This is a genomic window from Nitriliruptor alkaliphilus DSM 45188 (assembly GCF_000969705.1).
Classification (GTDB): domain Bacteria; phylum Actinomycetota; class Nitriliruptoria; order Nitriliruptorales; family Nitriliruptoraceae; genus Nitriliruptor; species Nitriliruptor alkaliphilus.
The window spans coordinates 4,014,432-4,034,980 of sequence record NZ_KQ033901.1; the positions used below are offsets into that span (position 1 = coordinate 4,014,432).

General features: G+C 72.6%; 14 protein-coding genes. 5 read left to right on the top strand and 9 right to left on the bottom strand.

Annotated features, from left to right (window positions below; all coding sequences use genetic code 11):
* Positions 1–23: 23 nt before the first annotated feature.
* On the top strand, positions 24–1,133 hold the full coding sequence (locus NITAL_RS18565; protein ID WP_052667643.1) for an FUSC family protein: 1,110 nt from the start codon (positions 24–26) through the stop codon (positions 1,131–1,133).
* Positions 1,134–1,172: 39 nt separating this feature from the next.
* Here NITAL_RS18565 and NITAL_RS18570 read toward each other — a convergent pair whose 3' ends face one another.
* Positions 1,173–3,107: a hypothetical protein gene (locus tag NITAL_RS18570; protein ID WP_052667644.1), complete on the bottom strand. Its 1,935-nt coding sequence runs from the start codon at positions 3,105–3,107 to the stop codon at positions 1,173–1,175.
* Between the two features lie 196 nt (positions 3,108–3,303).
* On the opposite strand from NITAL_RS18570, the gene NITAL_RS18575 reads away from it, so the two are divergent.
* Positions 3,304–4,863 carry an acetolactate synthase large subunit gene (locus NITAL_RS18575; protein WP_052667645.1) on the top strand — a complete coding sequence of 520 codons (1,560 nt, stop codon included), beginning with the start codon at positions 3,304–3,306 and terminating at the stop codon, positions 4,861–4,863.
* A 160-nt stretch (positions 4,864–5,023) separates the two neighbouring features.
* Positions 5,024–8,314, top strand: coding sequence for a M14 family zinc carboxypeptidase (locus tag NITAL_RS18580; RefSeq protein ID WP_052667646.1), 3,291 nt, complete (start codon positions 5,024–5,026; stop codon positions 8,312–8,314).
* A gap of 60 nt (positions 8,315–8,374) precedes the next feature.
* On the opposite strand, the gene NITAL_RS18585 is transcribed toward NITAL_RS18580, so the two are convergent.
* From NITAL_RS18585 to NITAL_RS18600, 4 genes are all read right to left on the bottom strand, one after another.
* Positions 8,375–9,664, bottom strand: a complete 1,290-nt coding sequence (locus NITAL_RS18585) for a murein hydrolase activator EnvC family protein (protein ID WP_052667647.1) — start codon at positions 9,662–9,664, stop codon at positions 8,375–8,377.
* Between the two features lie 208 nt (positions 9,665–9,872).
* Positions 9,873–10,343 (bottom strand): GreA/GreB family elongation factor, encoded by a 471-nt coding sequence (locus NITAL_RS18590; RefSeq protein WP_052667648.1) that lies wholly within the window; start codon positions 10,341–10,343, stop codon positions 9,873–9,875.
* 124 nt (positions 10,344–10,467) lie between these two features.
* A complete protein-coding gene (locus tag NITAL_RS18595; RefSeq protein ID WP_052667649.1) occupies positions 10,468–11,652 on the bottom strand; it encodes a helix-turn-helix domain-containing protein in 1,185 nt (394 codons plus the stop codon).
* Between the two features lie 45 nt (positions 11,653–11,697).
* Entirely contained in the window at positions 11,698–12,954 is a 1,257-nt protein-coding gene (locus NITAL_RS18600; RefSeq protein WP_052667650.1) for a Glu/Leu/Phe/Val family dehydrogenase, read from the bottom strand.
* A gap of 310 nt (positions 12,955–13,264) precedes the next feature.
* On the opposite strand from NITAL_RS18600, the gene NITAL_RS18605 reads away from it, so the two are divergent.
* Positions 13,265–13,669, top strand: a complete 405-nt coding sequence (locus tag NITAL_RS18605; protein WP_157041947.1) for an ANTAR domain-containing protein — start codon at positions 13,265–13,267, stop codon at positions 13,667–13,669.
* Positions 13,670–13,729: 60 nt separating this feature from the next.
* Here the strand turns inward: NITAL_RS18605 and NITAL_RS18610 are convergent, their stop codons facing one another.
* Together NITAL_RS18610 and NITAL_RS18615 are read right to left on the bottom strand one after the other, a co-directional pair.
* Positions 13,730–14,545 (bottom strand): AfsR/SARP family transcriptional regulator, encoded by an 816-nt coding sequence (locus tag NITAL_RS18610; protein WP_157041948.1) that lies wholly within the window; start codon positions 14,543–14,545, stop codon positions 13,730–13,732.
* Positions 14,546–15,044: 499 nt separating this feature from the next.
* Positions 15,045–15,737 carry a hypothetical protein gene (locus tag NITAL_RS18615; protein ID WP_211262508.1) on the bottom strand — a complete coding sequence of 231 codons (693 nt, stop codon included), beginning with the start codon at positions 15,735–15,737 and terminating at the stop codon, positions 15,045–15,047.
* A 178-nt stretch (positions 15,738–15,915) separates the two neighbouring features.
* On the opposite strand from NITAL_RS18615, the gene NITAL_RS18620 reads away from it, so the two are divergent.
* Positions 15,916–17,364, top strand: a complete 1,449-nt coding sequence (locus NITAL_RS18620) for a sodium/glutamate symporter (RefSeq protein WP_052667654.1) — start codon at positions 15,916–15,918, stop codon at positions 17,362–17,364.
* Here NITAL_RS18620 and NITAL_RS18625 read toward each other — a convergent pair.
* The gene (locus tag NITAL_RS18625; RefSeq protein ID WP_052667655.1) at positions 17,361–17,786 is read right to left on the bottom strand and encodes a protease inhibitor I42 family protein; all 426 of its coding nucleotides are present in this window, start codon (positions 17,784–17,786) and stop codon (positions 17,361–17,363) included. The genes NITAL_RS18620 and NITAL_RS18625 overlap by 4 nt on opposite strands.
* Positions 17,787–17,797: 11 nt before the next feature.
* Positions 17,798–20,509 (bottom strand): DNA polymerase I, encoded by a 2,712-nt coding sequence (polA, locus tag NITAL_RS18630; protein WP_211262509.1) that lies wholly within the window; start codon positions 20,507–20,509, stop codon positions 17,798–17,800.
* Positions 20,510–20,549 lie beyond the last annotated feature (40 nt).

Here is a 20,549-nt window from a genome sequence, read left to right on the forward strand (position 1 = left end):
CTCCGTGCCGTTAGCCTCCGGCGATGCCCGTCCCGGCCCCGCTGACCCGATCGCTGCACCGCCTGCGTGCGGCGCGGCGCACCTTCGCGCAGGTCGCGCTCGCGCTCGGTGGCTCCTGGGCCCTGGCGACCCTGGTGTTCGGCTACCGCCTGCCGTTCTTCGCCCCGATCGCCGCCGTCATCGTGCTGAACCAGCCCGCCCAACGGGGAAGACGAGCGGTCGAGATCGTGGTCGGCGTGGCCGCGGGCATCGCGGTCGCCGACCTGCTCGTGCTGGGCATCGGCACCGGCGGCTGGCAGCTCGTCCTGGTCGCCGTGCTGGCGATGGTGGTGGTGACGGCCGCGGGTGGCGGCCCCCTCGTGGTCACCCAGGCGGCGGTCGCTGCCATCCTGGTCGTCACGATCCAGCCACCGACCATCGATCTGGTCCCTCACCGGTTCGTCCACGCAGCCACCGGCGGTGCGACCGCCCTCCTCGTGACGGCGTTGCTGCCTGCGGCCCCCGACCGTCACCTGCGCCGCGCGGCACGACCGGTCGTCACCGCCCTCGTCGCGACGCTCAGCGACGTGGCCGACGCCCTGCACCGTGACGATCTCGCCGCGGGTCGCCGAGCGCTCGACCGCGCACGGTCGCTGGACGCCGAGGTGGACGAGCTGCGCGCGTCGATCCAGGTCGCCGAGGAGAACGCGAGGATCACCCCGCTCCTGCGCGGCCAGCGTGACCTGGTCGGTGCCTACGCCGCCGCGGTCGGGCAGCTCGACCTCGCCGTCCGTGACACCCGGGTGCTCGCCCGAGCCACGGCTGCCCTGCTCCAGCACACCGATCGCCGCGACGACGAGGGGGCACCACCCGAGCTCGGGGACGCCGTCCTCGACCTCGCCGACGCGGTCGCGGCGCTCGGTGATCGCCTGGACGCCGGCGCGTCCACCGAGGCGATCCGGCGGCACGCGGGGGCTGCCGCCGCACGGACCCGGCCGCTGTTCGGCGACACCCGGGATCTGGCGATCAGCCGCATCGTCGGGCAGATCCGATCGACCGGCATCGACCTGCTGCGTGGATCGGGGCTGGAGACCGAGGAGGCCCAGCGCACCCTCTACGAGGCGCCCGATCCGCCGCCACGACCGGAACGATGACCGACGGACGCAGCCCGTGCTGGTCCGCCCGGGGGTGGCTCAACGGGTCGCGGTCCGCCGCTCCGCCGGGGGGACCGTGGCAGTCGCGGTCACGTCGTCGGGTCGGGTGAGACGCAGCCGTCGGGTGCCGGCCACGAACGCGGCCAGCCAGGCCAGCGCGATCACCGCCATCAGCCCCTGTCCCGTCCACGGGACCCAGGCGGCGGTCGGACGCATCTCGCGCAGCAGGATCTGGTGGTCGGGCACGAAGGCACGGGTCACCTCGGGCTCGGCGGGGACCTCCGCAGCCGGGATCTCCGGATCCTCGGGCAGGAAGATCGGTGCGGCGGCCATCACCCGCCCCTGGTGCAGGCGCAGCATGGTCTTCCACTCACCGTGGACGGGGACCGGGTCCACGGTCCGGTAGGTGCCGGCACCGAGCGGTTCGAGGTCGTGGATCTCGGTGGCCTCCTCGCTCCACCACCGGGCGCCCTGCCAGGCGATGACGTGGAACCACTCGGCGTCCACGGCGGCGTCCGCAGGCTCGACGGTGACGTGGACGTGGACGTGCTCACCCTGGCTGCCGGGCGGCGTGTCGGCTGCGGTCAGGCGCACCTCGGCCCGGGCGTCGGTGTCGGTGGTCGGCAGCGGGTAGGCGATCGCTGCCACGAGCACGACACCAGCCGCGGGGGCCAGCCAGGACGGCACCCGCTGACGGGGAACCCCGGGACGCGTCAGCGACCGGCCGAGGAAGCCGCCGACGATCCCGGCCGCGACGGCCGCCGGCACGACGACGAACGCGGCCTCAGGCAGCAGGGTCGCCGTCCACGGGATGGGCATCCACACGTGGGACCACGCGGTCTCGGCCGCGACCCCCAGCGTCCCGATCGCGAGCCCGCAGGCGGCACCGAAGGTGAGCTGGCGGTCGGGGGCGAGCCGGGTCGCGATCAGCTCGACGACGACCGCCGCACCGAGGTAGAGCGGCAGATGGAAGGTGACGTGGTCGAACAGCCCGCTCACCACCAGGCTGATCGTGCCTCGGACCAGCAGGAAGAAGCCGACCGCCAGGAGGGCGCCACCGCGACCGAGACGGATGCGGGCCACGACCAGCGCGATGCCCGCGGCGACCGCGATCAGGAGCGGTTGGAACAGCAGCCGGAACTGCGGGACGCCGAAGTCGAACTCACCCTGCAGCGTCGACATGCCGATCAGGACCGCCCCCGCCAGCTGGACCTCGATCAGATACCGCCGGCGCGGGGACCGATCGTCGCGGGGCTGCGACCGCTCGGCCTCGACGAACAGCACCCACAGGGCCACGGTGCTCACCGACGCGCCGAACACCATCTGGATGTGGGGTGGGCTCCACAGCGTGACGTCCTGCCCGAAGATGCGGTGCCAGAGGTCATCGATCGGGAAGCCAGCGAGCGCGATGAGCCCGCACAGGAACAGCAGGGCGCCGCCGACGGGGACGCGGGGCCAGCGGCGGGGCTGGAGCCCACCGGCGTGGGAACGGTCGGTCCCGAGCAGCGTCGACACCAGACCGGCGATGGCGATGCCGGTCAGCCCCAGCAGGATCGGCCAGTGCGCGGCGTTGCCGAAGACCCCGTCGTCGCGACCGTGGTCGATGTGGGTCGCCACGTCCCAGTAGAAGCCGAAGACGGCGACGATCAGCGACACACCTGCGATCACCAGCGGGAGGGCGGCCCAGCCGGGGAGGCCGGCGGCCCGGCCGGTGCCCGCGGCGAGCCGGTCGAGCGAGGCGAGCTTGCCGCGGCGGTAGGCGAACGCCAGCCCGCCTGCACCGGCGAGGAACAGCAACGCCGCGATCGAGGAGATGACGACCTCCTCGCCCGTCGCGCCTCCGGCACCGGCCTCCTGGGCGGCGGCCGGTCCGGTGGTCAGCACCGGTCCGAGCAGCGCGAGCGGGAGGATGGTGAGCCACCCCACGCGTCGCCCCGGTCGGGTCGCCCGTCGGTCTCGGATCGGTGACTGCACGTCGCGCTCCCTGGTCGAGCCGTGTCGACGCGCCGGCGGCACCTCGACGCCAACCACGGTTACACCGAACGCTGTCGAGGTCAAGCCCGTTCGTCCACCCAGGCCCGTCCGCGGCGTCCACCGAGGGTCGGACGAGGGCCGCTGACGAGGCGACGCGGCGGTTAGGGTCCCGACCGGTACGCGCGAAGGACGACGCATGAACGGTGCCAACGCACTCATCCGCACCCTGGTCGGCGCGGACGTCGACGTCTGCTTCACCAACCCCGGGACCTCCGAGATGCACTTCGTCGCCGCGCTCGACGACGTGCCGGAGATGCGCGGCGTCCTGGCCCTGTTCGAGGGGGTGGCCACCGGGGCGGCCGACGGCTACGCACGCATCGCGGGTCGCCCGGCGGCGGTCCTGCTCCACCTCGGTCCGGGGCTCGGCAACGGCCTCGCCAACCTCCACAACGCCCGCCGCGCCGCGACCCCCGTGGTCAACATCGTGGGCGACCACGCCCTCCCCCACAAGCAGCTGGACGCCCCGCTCGAGTCCGACATCGAGACGGTCGCTCGCAACGTGTCCTCGTGGGTGCGTACCTCCACGTCGACGGCTGACGTCGGGCGTGACGCCGCCGAGGCGGTCGCAGCCGCGATCGGTTCGCCCGGCCAGGTCGCCACCCTGATCCTCCCCGCCGACGTCAGCTGGGGGGACGGCGGCGTCGTCGCCGACCCGGTGGCCCCCGCCGGCCGGCGGGGGGTCCCGGCGGACACCATCACCGGTGCCGCCAAGGCCCTGCGGTCCGGCGAGGCGACCCTGATCCTCGTGGGCGGCGACGCCCTGGCCGATCCGACCGCCGTCGACGCCGCGGCCACCATCGCCCAGGCCTCGGGAGCCGCGATCCTGGCCGAGGTCTTCCCCACCCGGTTGGCGCGGGGCCAGGGGGTCGCGCCCCTCGACCGCCTCGGCTACCTGTCCGAGGCGGCGAGCCAGCAGCTGGCCGGCGTGCGCCACCTGATCCTGGTCGGCGCCGAGGAGCCGGTGACCTTCTTCGCCTACCCCGACAAGCCGAGCCGGCTGGTCCCCGAGGGCACCGAGGTCCACATGCTCGCGGGTGCGTCCGATGCCGCTGGCGACGCGCTGGCCGCCCTGGCCGACGAGCTCGGGTGCGCGGGGGTGGCCCCGCCACGTCCGGCCGGCGAGCCGTCGCAGCGTCCGACCGGTCAGCTCGACGCGTGGACGGCATCCCTGGCGGTGGGTGCGCTGCTGCCCGAGGGTGCCATCGTGGTCGACGAGGCCGTGACCTCGAGCCTGTCGCTGCCCATGACGACGGCGGCCTCGCCCCGCCACGACTGGCTGACGCTGACCGGTGGCTCCATCGGCTACGGGTTGCCGGCCGCCGTCGGTGCCGCGATCGCCGCCCCGGACCGCAAGGTCCTGGCGTTGCAGGCCGACGGCTCGGCGATGTACACCATCCAGTCGCTGTGGACGATGGCGCGCGAGGAGCTCGACGTGACCGTCGTGCTCTACAACAACGCCTCCTACGAGATCCTCAAGATGGAGCTGCAGCGGGTCGGCGCGGACACCACGGGTCCCGCGGCGGCCGACCTGTTCGACCTCGGACGTCCGCGGCTCGACTTCACCGAGCTGGCGCGCGGCATGGGCGTGCCCGCGACGCGGGCCACCACCGCGGACGAGTTCACCGTCCAGCTCGAGGCGGCCCTGGCGACGCCGGGCCCCTCCCTGGTCGAGGCGATGATCCCGAAGCTGTTCTGAACGCCGCGCCGCTTCGCCGCCGGCGGCAGGTCGCCCTGCCGGTGCGCGGTAGCGCGCGCACCGCCACCGCCCGGTAGGGACCCGCACCCCCACCGTCGAAGTCCCGCCGAGACCTGCCACCAGTCTCGGGAGACCTGCGTTGCGCGCGTCCGTCCGTCCTGTGTTCAGCATCCTCCTGGCCGCGGCGATGGTCGCAGCCACCGCTGTGGCGCTGCTCGCCGCGCCGGCATCGGCGACGCCCGTCGCCGACCGAGACGAGACCTACCAGGCGCTCGGACGGGTGTTCCCCGACCCGCAGGGTTGCCTCGCGGGTCTCCCGCTCGCCTCGCCGAACGCCAACGGCAACGCCTGCGCCGTGCAGTTCGTGCAGTGGGACGAGGCCATCGCCGGCCTCAGGTTCCTGGCCGAGAAGTACCCGCGCTACGTGCAGCTGATCAACCTGCCGCAGCAGTTCGGCACGCACGAGCACTTCGCGAACGAGTCGTTGATGTCGGCGGGCATCCCCCGCGAGGACCTGACGCGCGAGCAGCGTCCGCTGTACGTGGTGAAGGTCACGGACCGGGCGTCGGCCACACCGGAGGCCGACCGCCGGCACTTCGTGTACTCGCTGTCGATCCACGGCATCGAGCGGGCCGGCCTCGAGGGCGGTATCCGCGCCGTCGAGGATCTGGCGACCTGGGCGGCGTGCCAGAACGGTGACGCCCCCGGGGAGATCGACTGCGCGACGGAAGGATCGTCGCCGCAGGAGCCCCGCCGGCTGCTCGACCCGTTCGACGAGGAGGGTCGCTCGCCGACCGCCGGCCAGGCGCTGGCCGACGGCGTCATGCTGTTCACGCTGTCCAACCCCGACGGCTGGATCCGCGGGGACTACTCCGAGGGCGGGGTCTACTACCAGCGCTTCAACGGCAACGGCATGGACCTCAACCGCGACTGGCCGACCCAGGGCTACTCCGACCCCGCCTACACCTCCTTCAGCGAGCCCGAGACCCGGGGCTTCGGCCGCTACCTCAAGTGGGTGTCCGACACCCGGACCGGCGGCCAGCAGTTCGCCGGTGGCATCGACCTGCACGGCATGGTCACGGCCAACTCGTTGTCCTACACCCTGCTCGGCGCGGCGCAGAAGGACTTCCGCAAGAACGCGATCACCGTCGAGACGGCCGAGCTGATGTTCCGCGACGCCGAGGAGCGACTGACCTGGTCCCCGCACGTGGCGCGGGCCGAGGACTGCCCCGGCCCCGTGCCCGAACCGTTCTTCGGGCAGGACCGCACGACGGCGCCGATGTGCACCGTCCAGTGGGGCACGGTGTGGGACACCATCGAGTACCAGATCACCGGCGGCATGGGTGACTGGATGGACAACCCCGACCTCGGCCTCGGCGGCGTCGGGATCAACAACGAGATGGCGCTGAGCCACCTCGCACCCAACAACGCCTTCCTCCCCGACATCGTCCAGCTCCAGGTCGAGGGCAACAAGTCGCTGATCTACTCGCAGGTCACCTCGCTGCTGTACGAGGACGAGATCGACTACGCACCGGGCGGCCGCATCGCCTTCCTCGACGACCCCGACCGGGTCAGCAGCGACGGCGGCGAGTTCGTGACCCCGCCGCACATCTACGACCTGCCGACCCAGGCCGACATCGAGGGCCGCGAGGTCACCGGCGCCCAGGGCTTCGAGTTCGTCGTGAAGGGCCCCCAGCACGACATCTTCAACGGTGGCATGACCATCGAGGCGACGGCGGCCAACGTCCGTGGGATCGGTGCCGGCGTCGTCACCGGGTCGATCATCCTCGACTACTGCGGAGCGCCCGAGGGCGAGGAGCAGCACCTGACCCACCAGCACGCCCACGAGCACGGGACCCGGGTCGCCGTCGACGACCACGACGACGACGAGGAGGAGGAGGAGGAGGAGGAGGAGGAGGAGCCGGCCGAGGGCTGCGAGGAGGTCGCACGGTCCTTCGACGGTGGGCCCATCTACGCGCAGTCCGGCGCGCAGATCGAGTTCAACCGGCCACAGGCCGGCGTCTACCAGATCCGGCCGAACGCGGCGCGTGTCGGCCCCGTGTCGTACACGATCCGCTTCACCCACGACGACGCCATCCCGGGCTGGGACGACCAGGCGCCGTACGACGTGTCACGGACCGACTTCTTCCGCGACCTCAACGACTTCGTCTCCGCCTCCGGCAGCGAGCTGGTCGGCCTGTCGGTGGAGCAGATCGCCGACGACCCCGACCTGCTGCGCACGTTCGACACCTTCGTGGTCGCGGACCGCTTCACCACCGGCGCGACGGACGAGGAACGCAGCCACGCCTACGCCGGCGCGCTCGACGCGTTCGTCCGCAGCGGCGGCAACCTCGTCCTGACCGATGGTGCCGTGGCCGGCCTCGCCGAGCTCGACACCGGTATCGCCGCCGATGCCATCCGGCGCGGGGTCTACTACGCCGGCTACATCGACTTCAACGACGGTTCCGGACCCACCTTCGACGGGCATCCCCTCACCCGGAACATCGCCAGGGACGGCACCGCCAGCGGTCGTCAGACCTTGGACGGCACGCAGTACTACGACCGGCGTCAGACCTACGAGCCGGTGCCGACCGGTCACCTCGTCGGTGGACCCGCGACCTGCTCGTCAGGGTGTGATGCCCCGATCAGCGTCGTGGATCCGTCGGCGTGGGAGGACGCCGGCGGCATCAACCTCGGGCGTTCCTACGTGCGTCCCGGTCCGGACGGCGGGGCGGGCTTCGCGGGCGTCTCCCTCGGCGAACTGCCGCTCGGGGACGGCACCATCCGTGTCGTCGGTGCGCTCCTCCCCGAGCCGACCACCGACAACTTCCACCCTTACGGCCTGTCCTCCCACGCCCTGACCTACACCGGCTACCAGCTGTTCGAGAACGCGACGACGTGGGAGAACCCCGCCCGGCTCGGGCCGGGGAACGGTGGTGACGGCGACGACGGTGGTGACGGCCAGGCGCACCTCGACTGCGTGACGTGCGAGCTGCGCGTGCGCGCCGGCGACGGCGCCACCGCCGAGCTGCGGTTGACCGGCGGCGACGAGCGCGACACCTACCAACTGCAGGTCACCGACGTGCCGGGCCGCTGGAGCGCCGACGTCGAGCCGCGCACGGTCGAGGCCGACGCCGGGCAGGTGGTGCCGGTCACGGTCCGGGTCGACACGCACCAGAGCTCCCGCGATACCCACGCGCTGCGTGTCACCGTGCGGGACGCCAGCGGTGAGGTGGTGGACACCGCCGAGGTGACCGTCGAGGTCACCCGGGGCCGCCCCGACGGTGCAGGGAACGGACGCGGGGACGAGGCGGGTGCCGCGATGGTCCCCGCTGGCACGATCGGCGACGCGCCAGCCGCCGTTGCGGGCACGCTGGTCGCGATGCTCGTGCTGCTGACCGCCGCGATGCTCGCCCGTCGCCGCCGGCGCACGACTGCTCAGGAGCGGTAGGGCCGGATGTCGGCGTCGGCACCGGGCTCGACCCCGGGGGCGAGCACCGCGAGCACCCGGTCAGCAGGGGCTGCCCGACAGGTACTGCCGCGGGTTGACCGCCGACCCGTTCACCCGCGTCTCGAAGTGCAGGTGCGGACCCGTGGAGTTGCCGGTGTTGCCCACGTACCCGATCGTCGACCCCTGCGACACCGACTGACCCCGGCTGACCGCCATGCTGCTCTGGTGGGCGTAGGCGGTCACCACACCGTCGTGGTGATCGATCAGCACCAGGTTGCCGTAGCCACCCTGCCACCCGGCGAAGATCACCGTGCCGGCCTTCGACGCGCCGATCGGCGTGCCCGTGCGGGCGCCCTGGTCGATCCCCTGGTGCATGCGACCCCACCGCGGGCCGTACTCGGAGGTCACCGGCGCGCACAGCGGCCAGGCGAACCCCGACGACGACGGCGCCGACACCTGCGCCGACCCGCCGCCGGACGGCGCCGGGGCCGGAGCGCTGCGCGCCGGTGGTGGTGGTGGTGGTGGCGGCGGCGCAGCGGCGGCTTCCTCCGCGGCGGCGGCCGCTTCCGCCGCGGCTGCGGCCTCGGCGGCTGCCCGGCGTGCGGCCTCGCGGGCCGCCGCCCGCGCCTCCTCCTGCTGCCGGCGGATCAGCGCCTCGATGCGCTCGGACTCGGCCTCGAGGTCGTCGTGCTCCTGCGACAGCTGGTCGACCCGGGCCCGAGCATCCGCTGCAGCCAGGGCGCGCCGGCTACGCAGCTGCTCCACCTCCGCGAGGAGCTCCTCCTGCTCGGCCAGCATCCCCGTCAGCCGGTCCTCCTCGACGGCCAGGCGCTCGCGTTCGGCGTCGACGGTGATCTCGACCGCCCCGAGCGCCTCGAAGGTCGACGCGTCGGCGACCGCGAGGGACCGGAGGAAGGTGGAGCGTGCCAGGGCCTCTTCGGCCCCCTCGGAGGACAGCAGCACGTCGAAGTCCCGGACCGCACCCTGCTTGAACATCGTCGCGGCCCGTGCCTCGAGCCGGGCTCGCACCGCCGCCGCCTCGTCCTCGACGGCGGCGAGCCGCGCTGCGGCCTCGGCCACGGCGGTGCGCTGGCGTTCGAGGGCCGCTGCGACGTCGTTGACGACCGCTTCGACCTCGGCCAGACGCGCGTCGGCGTCGGCGAGTTCCACCTCCGCGTCGCCGGCGACGTCCTCCGCCCGGTCGAGCTCACGACTCACCGCGGCGATGCGGTCCCGGGCCTCCTGCAACCGACTCTGCTCCGCCGACTGGGCCGCCGCCAAGGTCACGGGCAGCAGCAGGGCGGCCACCACGGCGAACGCCAGCGGGGCGGAGCGTCGGGGTCGGGACAAGCGAGGCTCTCCGGTCGACGACCGGTGGCGTGTGCCACCGGAGCAGGAGGGTGGGTACCAGGCGTCCAGGTGTCGGGCCAGGTTCCCGGGCCGGCTTGCGCCCAGCGGACGTGAAGGGTCGCGACCCGAGCCGCGGGAACTTCGCTGACCCGCGCCGCTCGACACGAGTACCTGGACGAGGCACCTGGACGAGGCACCTGGGGAGACGCTAGTCGAGACGCGAGCGCCGCAGCAGCGTGCAGCTGTAGGCACCGGCAGGTGAGGTGACCGTGACACGATCACCGGGACGCCGCCCGAGCACGGCCGCAGCCAGCGGCGCATCCATCGACGTGCGCCGCTCGTCCATCCCGGCTTCGACGGGGTGCACGATCAGGAAGGTCTCGGTCGACCCGTCCGAGAACGCGACCTCCACCTCGTCGCCGACCTCGACGATCGACGGGTCGTCGGACAACTCGCGCGGGGCGACCGCATCACGCAGCACGTGGGTGAGCGCCTCCACCTGTTCGACCAGCTGCTGCTGTTCGGAGATCAGCTGCTGGCTGCGTTCGTTGCCGAGCTCGTCCTCGATCCGTGCCAGACGCGACGTGATCCGGTCGTGGCGTGCCTGGAGCCAGGCACGGCCCTCCGAGGTCAGGATGGGAGGCGTGCGGGTGGAGGTGGCGGGGCTGTCGGCGGCCACGAGCGTTCCTTCGGGGCGCGGGGCACGCTCCACGTGGGTCGTGGAGCGCGCCGGTGGGCGTCGCCCCGTGCTCGGGGCGCTACTCGCGATGAAGCAGAGCTTCAGCGTACCCATGATCCTGAAGTCATCGCGGGTGGACGGTCCAGCTCACCTCGGTCGGGTCGGGTCCCGGGTTCGCCCACCCGGTGACGGCAGCGGACGTCACCTGGACCGCGTCCCCCTCGTGGAAGGTCTCGGTCCGGCCACCGAGCTGCAGGTCGAGCACCCCCCGCAGGATCACGACGGTCTCGGGCGCCTTCACCGCGAACGGCGCGCGGTTGCCCGAGGCACCCGGTGCCACCTCCAGCAACCACGTACCGGCCTGACCTGTCGCGGCGACGACGCGTTCGCCCTCGAGCCCCTCCTGCAGCCGCACACGTTCGCGGCCGCTGCGGCGCGACACCTCGTACCCGCGCTCGGCGCCACCGCGCGGGCCGAAGGGGACGTCCAGCACCTCCCAGAGGCGCACCAGGGTGTCACCCGATGGTCCGCGGACACCGCGCTCGACCTGGGAGAGGGCAGAGGCGCTGATCCCGACGCGGCGTGCGACCTCGGTCTGCGACAGGCCGCGCACGAGGCGTTGGTCGCGGATCGCCTGCCCGAGCCGTTGCCGGGTGGTGACCGGTGCGTCGACGGGTCGCAGGTCCCCGTCGATCACCTCGGCGTGGACGCTCCGCCCGGTGACCTCGGGGCGGCGCCCGTCCGCCTTGCGGACCGTGACGTGCAGTCGTCCCGCATCGTCGGCGAGCTCGACGACGACCTGGGTGACCTCCTCGAGGCGCCGGAGGAAGGTGGGCCGGTGGCGGTCGGTGCGGACCGGCCAGACCGCGAGGCTGCGGCGGCGGTACAGGCGAGGGCAGGCCGACAGGAACAGCTCGAGTGCCGCGTCCGGGCCCCACGCGGCCGGGACGGACGACAGGGGATCGAAGACGAAGGCCGCCCCTCCTCCGACGGCCGCGTCCGCTGCTTCGAGTGTCACGAGGGCGTCCTCGAGGGTCGCCTCCGGACCGAGCGCGCCCTCCAGCTCGGAGGGCGTGCCTGACCCGACGGCCGACCAGTCGAGGACCTGGGCTCCCGCCGGCACCGGGCCGGTCCACGTCGCGGCGACGTTCACCAGGACGAGCGGCATCCGCCCCTCGGCCGCCGCGACGAAGCGATCGACGAGCAGCCTCACGGGGGCGGCCTGGTCGCCTTGGAGGACCAGGTTGTCACCGGTGTGGACCCCGTCGATGAGCTCGTCGAGCAGCGCGGTCCCGCTGGTCTCCTGCACGACCTGCTCCTGACGTCGGTGCCACGGCTACCTGGACGCTACGGGTCAGGACGCCAGTTCGTCGGCACCGAGACCGGCTCGGGCCTCGAGCGCCGTCGCGATGCGGTCCACGCCGAGCACCGTGGCAGCCGTGCGCAACGGCAGCCGGCGAGCCTCGGCGACCTGCCACACGTCGTCGAGGGCCCGCGCCATGCGGACCTCGAGCCGGGACGCCACAGCGTCGGCCGTCCAACGCTCGCCGCGCCGGTTCTGCTCCCACTCGAAGCACGACACGGTGACCCCGCCGGCGCTCGCGAGGACGTCCGGGATGGTCGTGACCCCCCGTTCGGCGAGGATCGCGTCGGCCGCCGGGGTGCAGGGCCCGTTGGCCGCCTCGGCGATCAGCCGCGCCCGGACGGCGTCGGCCTCGGCGGCGTCGATCGCGCCCTCGAGGGCGGCCGGGACCAGGATCTCGCAGTCGAGGGCGAGCAGGTCGGTCGTCGACACGTGCTCGGCGTCGTGGTGGATCACCGAGCCGTGGGCAGCCTTCGTGGCCGCCACGGCGGCGACGTCGAGGCCGGCCGGGTCGTGGATGGCGCCGCGGCTGTCGGACAGACCGACGATCCGGAGGCCGTCGGCGGCCAGGAGCTGAGCGAGGTGCGCACCGGCGTTGCCGAACCCCTGGATCACGACGCGGGCGTCCGACCGCAGGCCGAGGCGACGCGCGCTGGCCGCGATCACGGCCCGGCAGCCCGCCGCGGTGGCCGTGTCGCGCCCCAGCGATCCGCCGGCGGCGAGCGATTTGCCCGTGACCACGGCCGGTGCGGGCGCACCGACGACCCGGGCGTACTCGTCGGCCATCCAGTCCATGTGGCGTTCGCTGGTGTTGACGTCCGGGGCGGGGACGTCGGTGTCGGGCCCGATGTTGGTCGCGATGGCGCGGGCGTAGCTGCGGGTCAGCGACTCGAGCTCGAGCTCGCTCATGGCCTTGGGGTCGACCGTGACACCCCCTTTGCCCCCGCCGAGGGGCAGGTCCATGACCGCGGTCTTGACGCTCATGAGGGTGGCCAGGCCGGCGACCTCCTCCGGCGTCACATCAGGGTGGAACCGGGTCCCGCCCTTCGCGGGGCCGCGCGCCGTGGAGTGGGCGATGCGGTACCCGGGGACCACTCGGATGCTGCCGTCGTCGCCGATGAAGGGGACCTGAACCGCCAGGGACCGCTCGGGCTGGTGGAGCATGGCCCGCAGCCAGGTCCCGAGGTCGAGCTCGTCGGCGGCCGCATCGATCGCATCGAGTGCCAGCCGGTGCAGGTCGATGGTCATCGCGGACCTCCGTGGACCAAGGGAGCACGGAGGCACGCCGACAGCGTTCGGACGACCCGTGCGGGACCGACGCGCCGTTGCGTCACGTGAAGCGTAGTCGTGAAGCCACGCTTCATCCAACCACCACGAGGCGCGACCGAGAGGGCCGACGGCGCACGAGGCCGGGCCGAAGGACCCTTGGGAGGGCGTGACGGGGGTGGCACGGTCGGAGCGGGAGTGGAGGAGGGACGTCGTGGCGTGGTGGCGTGGGTCAACGGAGCGCCGGCGGAACGGCCCACCGGCGTGGCCGCTCGAGGGTGGCCCCGCTCGCGTGCGGGTGCTGATCGAGCACCCTGACCCTGCCACCCAGGACCTCCTCGCGACCGGGCTCCGTGCCCACGGGTACGCGGTCCTCACCTGCGGAGGCCCGAGGTCGACCGATGGGACCGAGCTGTCCTGTCCGCTGCTGCGCCACGCCCCGTGCGGCGGTGTGAGCGGTGCCGACGCCGTCCTGTCCTGCTTCGACTGGTCGGCGCCCGAGGAGCGCCTGATCCTGCGCCGGATGGCCGGCGAGGTCCCGCGGCCGGCGATCGTGCTCGGCCCGATCAGCCGTGCATCCGCCGAACACCTCGCCGACGTGGTGATCGAGGGCCTCGTCTCGGCCGCGAGCATCTCTCAGGTGACCGAGGCGTTGGCGGCGCTCGACCTGCGCCCCAGCCGCCGCGAGACCACGTGAGCTCGTGCCTCCGAGCGTTCGAACGCGTCCGGCAACGAACCGGTGGGACCGTCGCTCGGCTCACAGGCTTCGTTCGGGCTCGCTCCGTCGAAGCGGCGGCTGTTGGGGGACGTGATGACCGCCGCCGGCGCCGCCGTGACCGTGCCGCACCGATTCCAGGACACCGAACGTCTCCGCTGTGGGTGGGAGACCCAGCTCGGCGTGGAGCGCGCGCCGGAAGCCCTCGAAGACGTCGACGGCCTGGTCACGCAGTCCGGCCCGAGCCAGGCCCAGGATCCTCAGCTGGCAGGCACGCTCGTTGAGCGGTTCCTGCTCCATCACGTTGCCTGCCTGCTCCACGGCCGCGTCAGCGTCTCCCTGCACGAGCGCATGCTCCGCGAGCCGCAGGCGCACACGGGAGACCCTGGCGTTGTAGGTCACCCGCAGGGACGCGGCCCACTCGGCGTACGGCTCGTCCTCGAAGAGCTCGCCACGCACGAGCCCGAGCGCCATCTCGAGGCGCTGGCGGGACCTGGCGACGTCTCCGTCCTGCGTCGGCGCCACGAGCGCATCGAAGCGATCGAGGTCGAACTCGATCTGCTCGACCGCGAACCGGTACGCCTGCGACACCGTGATCACCACCGGCCACGCATCACCTGCGATCTCACGCAGGTGCTGGCGCAGTACCCAGACGTGGTTCTCCAACGCGGCCACGGGGTGGCGAGGAAGACGATCGGCCCACAGTCCGTCGATCAGCCGCTCCTTGGACATCAGGTGCCCGCGAGCGGAGAGCAGCAGGCCGAGGACCTGCTTCGGCATCCGGCCACCGAGGTCATCCGGACCGAGTCGATGCGCCTGGTTCCCGAGCTCCAACGTGCCGAACGCACGGACGTCCATGCCTGCCCCGATCCCCGCGAGGTGACGCCGGAACCTCACCCTGCAGCCGGTGAAGGATCCCGCGACAGTCTGCTCCGGTCGGGAGGCTCTGTCATGGCCGACACCAGCATCGGCGACGGTCCGGAACGGACCCGGCCGCGCGAACGATCGGGCGGGGTCGTCCGCTGGCGTCGCCGGTGTGGTGTCGTCGCCGCTCGACCGAACGCAGCGTGACGTGCCGCTGTCGCTGCGTGTCGTCGTGCCGGGCCCCCTCACCAGGAGCGCACGAGGGACCGCTGCGGGCGAGAAGCGGAGGTTCCGATCATCGTCGGGCGGTCGACGGTTCAGCGCGTTCCTCGCAGCCTCGTCCGGTGAGACGACGAGCCGCGGTCAGCGCACATCGGCCGGGAGCTGCGCGTCGGTGCGGGACCGAGCGCCGACCGAGGTGGCCGCGCAGGCGTCAGGGGCCGGGCGCACGCCCGACCCCTGCTGTCCGTGCGGCCAGGTGGTGGCTACGGCGTCACTGCACCGAGACCGTGATCTGGTCCGCGAGGGTCCCGTTCTCGAAGAGCGAGAGGGTCGCCTCCGTGAACGCCACGTCCGTGACCTCCGCGGTCCACTGCGGGTTCGGGCACGCGGAGGAGTCGACCGTCGGCTCATCGGTCGTCACCGTGAAGTTGGAACGACCGTTCCGGGGGGTCGGGAGCGGGTCCGTGGTCCCTTCGAGCGTCACCGTGGTGTCCTGACCCGGCGCGATGTTCCCGCCGGGGTTCCTGCACTGGACCGACGCGATCCCAGTCGCCTCGATCGTGATCTCGAAGGTCGTGCCGCCGAGGCCGGCGACGCTGCCGGAGCACTCGACCTGCGTACCGATGTCCACGCACGTCGGCGCGTTGGCGCCGCCGGTCAGGAAATGGCCGCTCTGGGCGAGTGCCGCCGTCGATCCCATCCCGATGAGCATGGCGACGACGATCCCTATGACGCTGATCCGTCTCATCTGTATCCCTTTCCGTCGGCGAGTGATGCTCGCCAGCCACGGTGGTCCCGAAGGGAGTGGTGTGCGGACGACACCTGTGCCGACGACGCCCCCGGAGGTGCCGTCGGGCCCGAGCACTGCGGCCCAGCTCCCGTACCACCACGGCGCATCCTCCCCCTGTCCCTCTGTCTCACATCTGCACGGGCTCTCCGTCGGATGGCCGGCGAGGAGCCGCACACGGCCGTCCGGATCGGGCCGATCAGCCGCGCATCCGCCGAGCACCTCGCCGACGTCACCTCAGCCGTACTGCTCCGCGTGTCTGCGGCGGCGGACAGCCGCGCGCGCACCAGTAGCCTCCGCGCCCCGGCGTCGCCCGGCCCGCGACCGCCGTCACCGAGAGCGAGGGGGACAGGCCGTGACCGAAGCTGTGAGCGACGTGTTCACCTCGTTGCTGGTGATCGGCCTCGCGCTCGTGGCCGCGAAGTGGCTGCGCTCGCGCGTGCCGCTCTTCCGCAGCCTCTTCCTGCCCGCCTCCGTGATCGGCGGCACCCTGATGCTGCTGGTCGGCCCGCAGGTGCTCGGACGCGCCGCGACCGCCGTGGGAGGCCCGGAGTGGCTCACCGGTGGGCTGCTCCCCGACGCGGTGCTCGAAGCGTGGTCCCAGCTGCCCGTGCTGCTCATCAGCGTGGTGTTCGCGGCCCTGTTCATCGGCAAGACGATCCCCGGGCTGCGAGAGATCTGGCGCGTCGCCGGGCCCCAGGTCGCGCTCGGCCAGTCGATCGCCTGGGGCCAGTACGTGGTCGGCATCTCCCTCGGGCTGCTCGTCCTCGGGCCGGTCTTCGGCCTCGACCCGATCGCTGGCGCGCTGATCGAGATCGGGTTCGAGGGCGGCCACGGCACGGCGGCGGGTCTGAGCTCCACCTTCGAGGAGTTCGGGTTCGCCGAGGGGACCGATCTCGCGCTCGGCCTGGCCACCATCGGGCTGGTCGCCGGCGTCCTCATCGGCACCGTCATCGTCAACTGGGGGGTACGCACCGGCCGGATCGCGCTCGACCCGTCGGGCGACCCGACGCAGGTGGCACGCGAGGAGACCAGCGACGACCTCGACGACCTCGACGACCGCGAAGGGGCTCGGTCCGACGAGAGCGCGTCGACCGACCCGCTGTCGATCCACATCGGCTTCGTGGCGCTGGCCATCGCGATCGGGTGGGTCCTGCTCGAGGGCCTGGTGCTGGTCGAGGAGGCCACGTGGGGCGGCGAGGGCGGCCTCGAGTTGCTGGTGCACCTCCCGCTGTTCCCGATGGCGATGCTCGGTGGTGTGCTGCTCCAGCTCGCGCTGGACCGGATGGATCGCAGGTCGGTCGTGGACCGCCACCTCGTCAACCGGATCTCGGGGGCGGCGCTCGACCTCATCATCGTGGCGGCGCTCGGGACGCTCTCGCTCGAGGCGATCGGCGGCAACCTGGGGGCGTTCCTCGTGCTCGCCGCCGCGGGGATCGCCTGGAACGTGGGGGCGTTCCTGCTCCTGGCTCCCCGCATCGTCCCCGAGTACGCCTACGAACGCGGCCTCGGCGACTTCGGTCAGTCGATGGGGATGACGGTGACCGGCCTGCTGCTGATGCGGATCGCCGACCCCCCGAACCGGTCCGGTGGTCTGGAAGCGTTCGGCTACAAGCAGCTGATGTTCGAGCCGGTGGTCGGTGGGGGCCTGTTCACGGCCGCCTCGATCCCGCTGATCGCCCAGCTCGGTGCCATCCCCGTCCTGATCGGCACCGCGGTCCTGACGGTGGGGTGGATCCTGCTGGGCACGCGGCGGTTCGGCCCCGCGCGAGAACCGGCGACGGTCCAGCGCCCCTCGTCCTAGTCCTCGACCTGGACGACCAACGCGATCTCGCGGGTCTGCGGGTCGTCGTTCGGTTGCTCGGGGTCGCAACGCCAGCAGTTGAACAACACCAGCTCGCCCGTGCCGGTCCCGACCGCCTCGAAGGCGTACCACCGCTGGTGACCGACACCGAGGAGCTCCTCGTCCTTGCGCTCGCGGTGGATCCCCGATCCGACGGGCCGCAGCACGCCGGGATCGGGTTCGCGCACCACGCTGATCCGGTCGCCGACGCTCTGGTTCTCGCCCACGAGCAGCACGATCCGCTCGCCGACCGCGACGGTGTCGCCGTCGCGTACCGGTGCCGCGTCGTCCCACGGCGCCCGGTCACCGCCGCACCCTCCGAGGGCCAGGACGGACGCGGCGACGAGGAGGAGGACGGCGACGGGACGGCGGGTCGGCTCCACGGTGGTGACCGTCAGTGCTTCTGGGCGTCGAACCAGGTGACGCCGAACGCCGTGTCGACCTCCAGTGGCACCGCCAGCTCGCACACCGACGACAGCGTGTCGCGCACGAGGGTCTCGGCGGCATCGCGCTCGTCGTCCGGGACCTCGAGGACCACCTCGTCGTGGACCTGCAGCAGCAGCTGGGTCCGCAGCCCCGAGGTGTCCAGGGCCCGCCCGAGCTCGATCATGGCCAGCTTGATGACGTCGGCGGCCGTGCCCTGGATCGGCGCGTTCAGCGCCATCCGCTCGGCCATCTGGCGCCGGTTGCGGTTGTCCGAGCGGAGGTCCGGCAGGTAGCGGCGGCGGCCGAACATCGTGGTGGTGTAGCCGTCGTTGGTGGCCGCGACGACGGCCGCGTCGAGGAACGAGCGCACCTTCGGGAAACGCTCGAAGTACGCGGTCACGATCTCGGCCGCTTCGTCCGGCGGGATGCCCAGCTGCTGCCCGAGCCCGAACGGGGTCAGCCCGTAGGCCAGGCCGTAGTTGACGGCCTTCGCACGGTCGCGCAGAGCCCCGTCGACGGCGTCCAGCGGCAGATCGAAGACCTTCGCGGCGGTCGTGGCGTGCACGTCCTCGTGGCTCTGGAACGCCTCGAGCAGCCCCTCGTCCTGCGACAGGTGCGCCATGATCCGCAGCTCGATCTGGGAGTAGTCGGCGACGAGCAGCTGGTCGAAGCCCTCCCCCGGCACGAAGGCACGGCGGATCTCGCGACCCTCCTCGCGCCGCACCGGGATGTTCTGCAGGTTCGGCTGGGACGACGACAGCCGCCCCGTGGCCGCGATCGTCTGCGACAGGGTCGTGTGGATGCGGCCGGTCGCAGCGTCCACCAGGGGCGGGAGGGCATCCACGTAGGTGGTCAGCAGCTTGCTCAGCTCGCGCCACTCCATGATGGCTTCGATGATGGGGTGCAGCCCGAGCAGGTTCTGGAGCGCGTTGGCATCCGTGGTGTAGCCGGTCTTGATGCGCCGGGTCTTGGGCAGCTCGAGCTCGTCGAACAGCACCTGCTGCAGCTGCTGACCCGAACCGACGTTGAACGGGCGACCAGCGTGGTCGTGGACCTCGCGCTCGCGTTCGACGACCCGCGCCGCCAGACGGCCCCGGATGTCGTCGAGGACGTGCAGGTCGAGCGCGACCCCCGTGCGTTCCATCCGGGCCAGGACCGGCGCCAGCGGCAGCTCGATGCGGTCGTGCAGGTCGCGCTGGCCGCGCTCGTCGAGCTCGGTGCCGAGGAAGGTCGCGAGCTCGAGCGTCGCCTCGGCGCGGATCGCCCGTTCCTCCCACCCCTCGTCCGGGGACACGTCGAGCGCGAGCTGGTCGCCGGCCCCGTCCCCCTCCTCGGGGGTGATGGTGCGCTGCAGGTGTTGGAGCGCGAGCCGCTCGAGGTCGAAGCTGCGCTGCTCGGGGTTGAGCAGGTAGGCCGCGAGCTCGGTGTCCACCGTGACGTTCGACACGACCCAGCCACGTCCGTGCACGGCGTGGTCGAGGAGCTTGGCGTCGTGGGTCACCACCGCACGCGTCGGATCGGCGAGGAGGCCCGCCAGGGCGTCGAGGTCCGCCGGGTCCAACTCAGCCACACGGGCGGAGGCGGGGTCGCGGTCGGGCGCGGCGACGGCCACGGCCTCGAGGGCGGTGTGGGGTGGTCGGGCCGTCACCGTCGGCACGATCGCGACCGGTGACCCGACCCCCTCGAGCCACACCGCCAGGTCGCCCGCCTCGAGGCGCGACGGGGTCCGCTCGAACGAGGCCGCTTCGGCCTCCTCCTGCTCGCCGAGGACCTCCTCGACGAAGCGGTCGTACAGGGCGCGGAACTCGAGGCTGCCGAACAGCTCGCGGACCGCGGCCGCGTCGATGCCGGTCATGCGCAGGTCGGCGGGGTCCGCGTCGACCTCGATGTCCCGGCGCAGTCGCATGATGCGCTTGTTGGCGCGGACCTGCTCACCGTGCTCGGCGAGCATCGCAGGGACCTTCTTGCCCGAGATCTCGTCGAGGTGGGCGAGGATCCCGTCGACGTCGCCGAACTGGACCACCAGCTTGGCCGCCGTCTTGTCCCCGACGCCCGGCACGCCCGGGAGGTTGTCGGACTTGTCGCCACGCAGGGCAGCCACGTCGACGTACGAGCCGGGCGGGACCCCGTAGCGGGCCTCGACCGCCTTGGGGGTCATCTCGGCCACCTCGGAGATGCCGCGCAGGGTGTAGAGCACGGTGAGGTGCTCGTCGACGAGCTGCATCGCGTCGCGGTCCCCGGTCACGATGTAGGCGTGGAACCCCTCGTCGATCGCCCGGACCGCGAGGGTCGCCAGCACGTCGTCGGCCTCGACGCCGGGCACCTCGCACACCGGGATGCGCAGCGCCTCGAGGACCTGCTTGATGAGGTCGACCTGGGGCCGGAACTCATCGGGCGGGGTGGCCCGGTTGGCCTTGTACTCCGGGAACGCCGTGGTGCGCGAGACGTCCCGCCCCTTGTCGAATGCGACCACGACCGACGCCGGACGCCGGTCGGCGAGCAGCTTGATCAGCATCGAGGTGAACCCGTAGACCGCGTTGGTCAGCTGCCCCGTCTGGGTGCGGAGGGTGTCGGGCAGGGCGTAGAAGGCCCGGTAGGCCAGCGAGTGCCCGTCGAGCAGCAGCATGGTGGGACGGGGCGCGGCGTCGCCTCCGGTTCGAGGCGCGGTCGGTTCGGGCACGGGAAGCACCTCGACATCGGTGGCGTTGACCGGGGAGCCT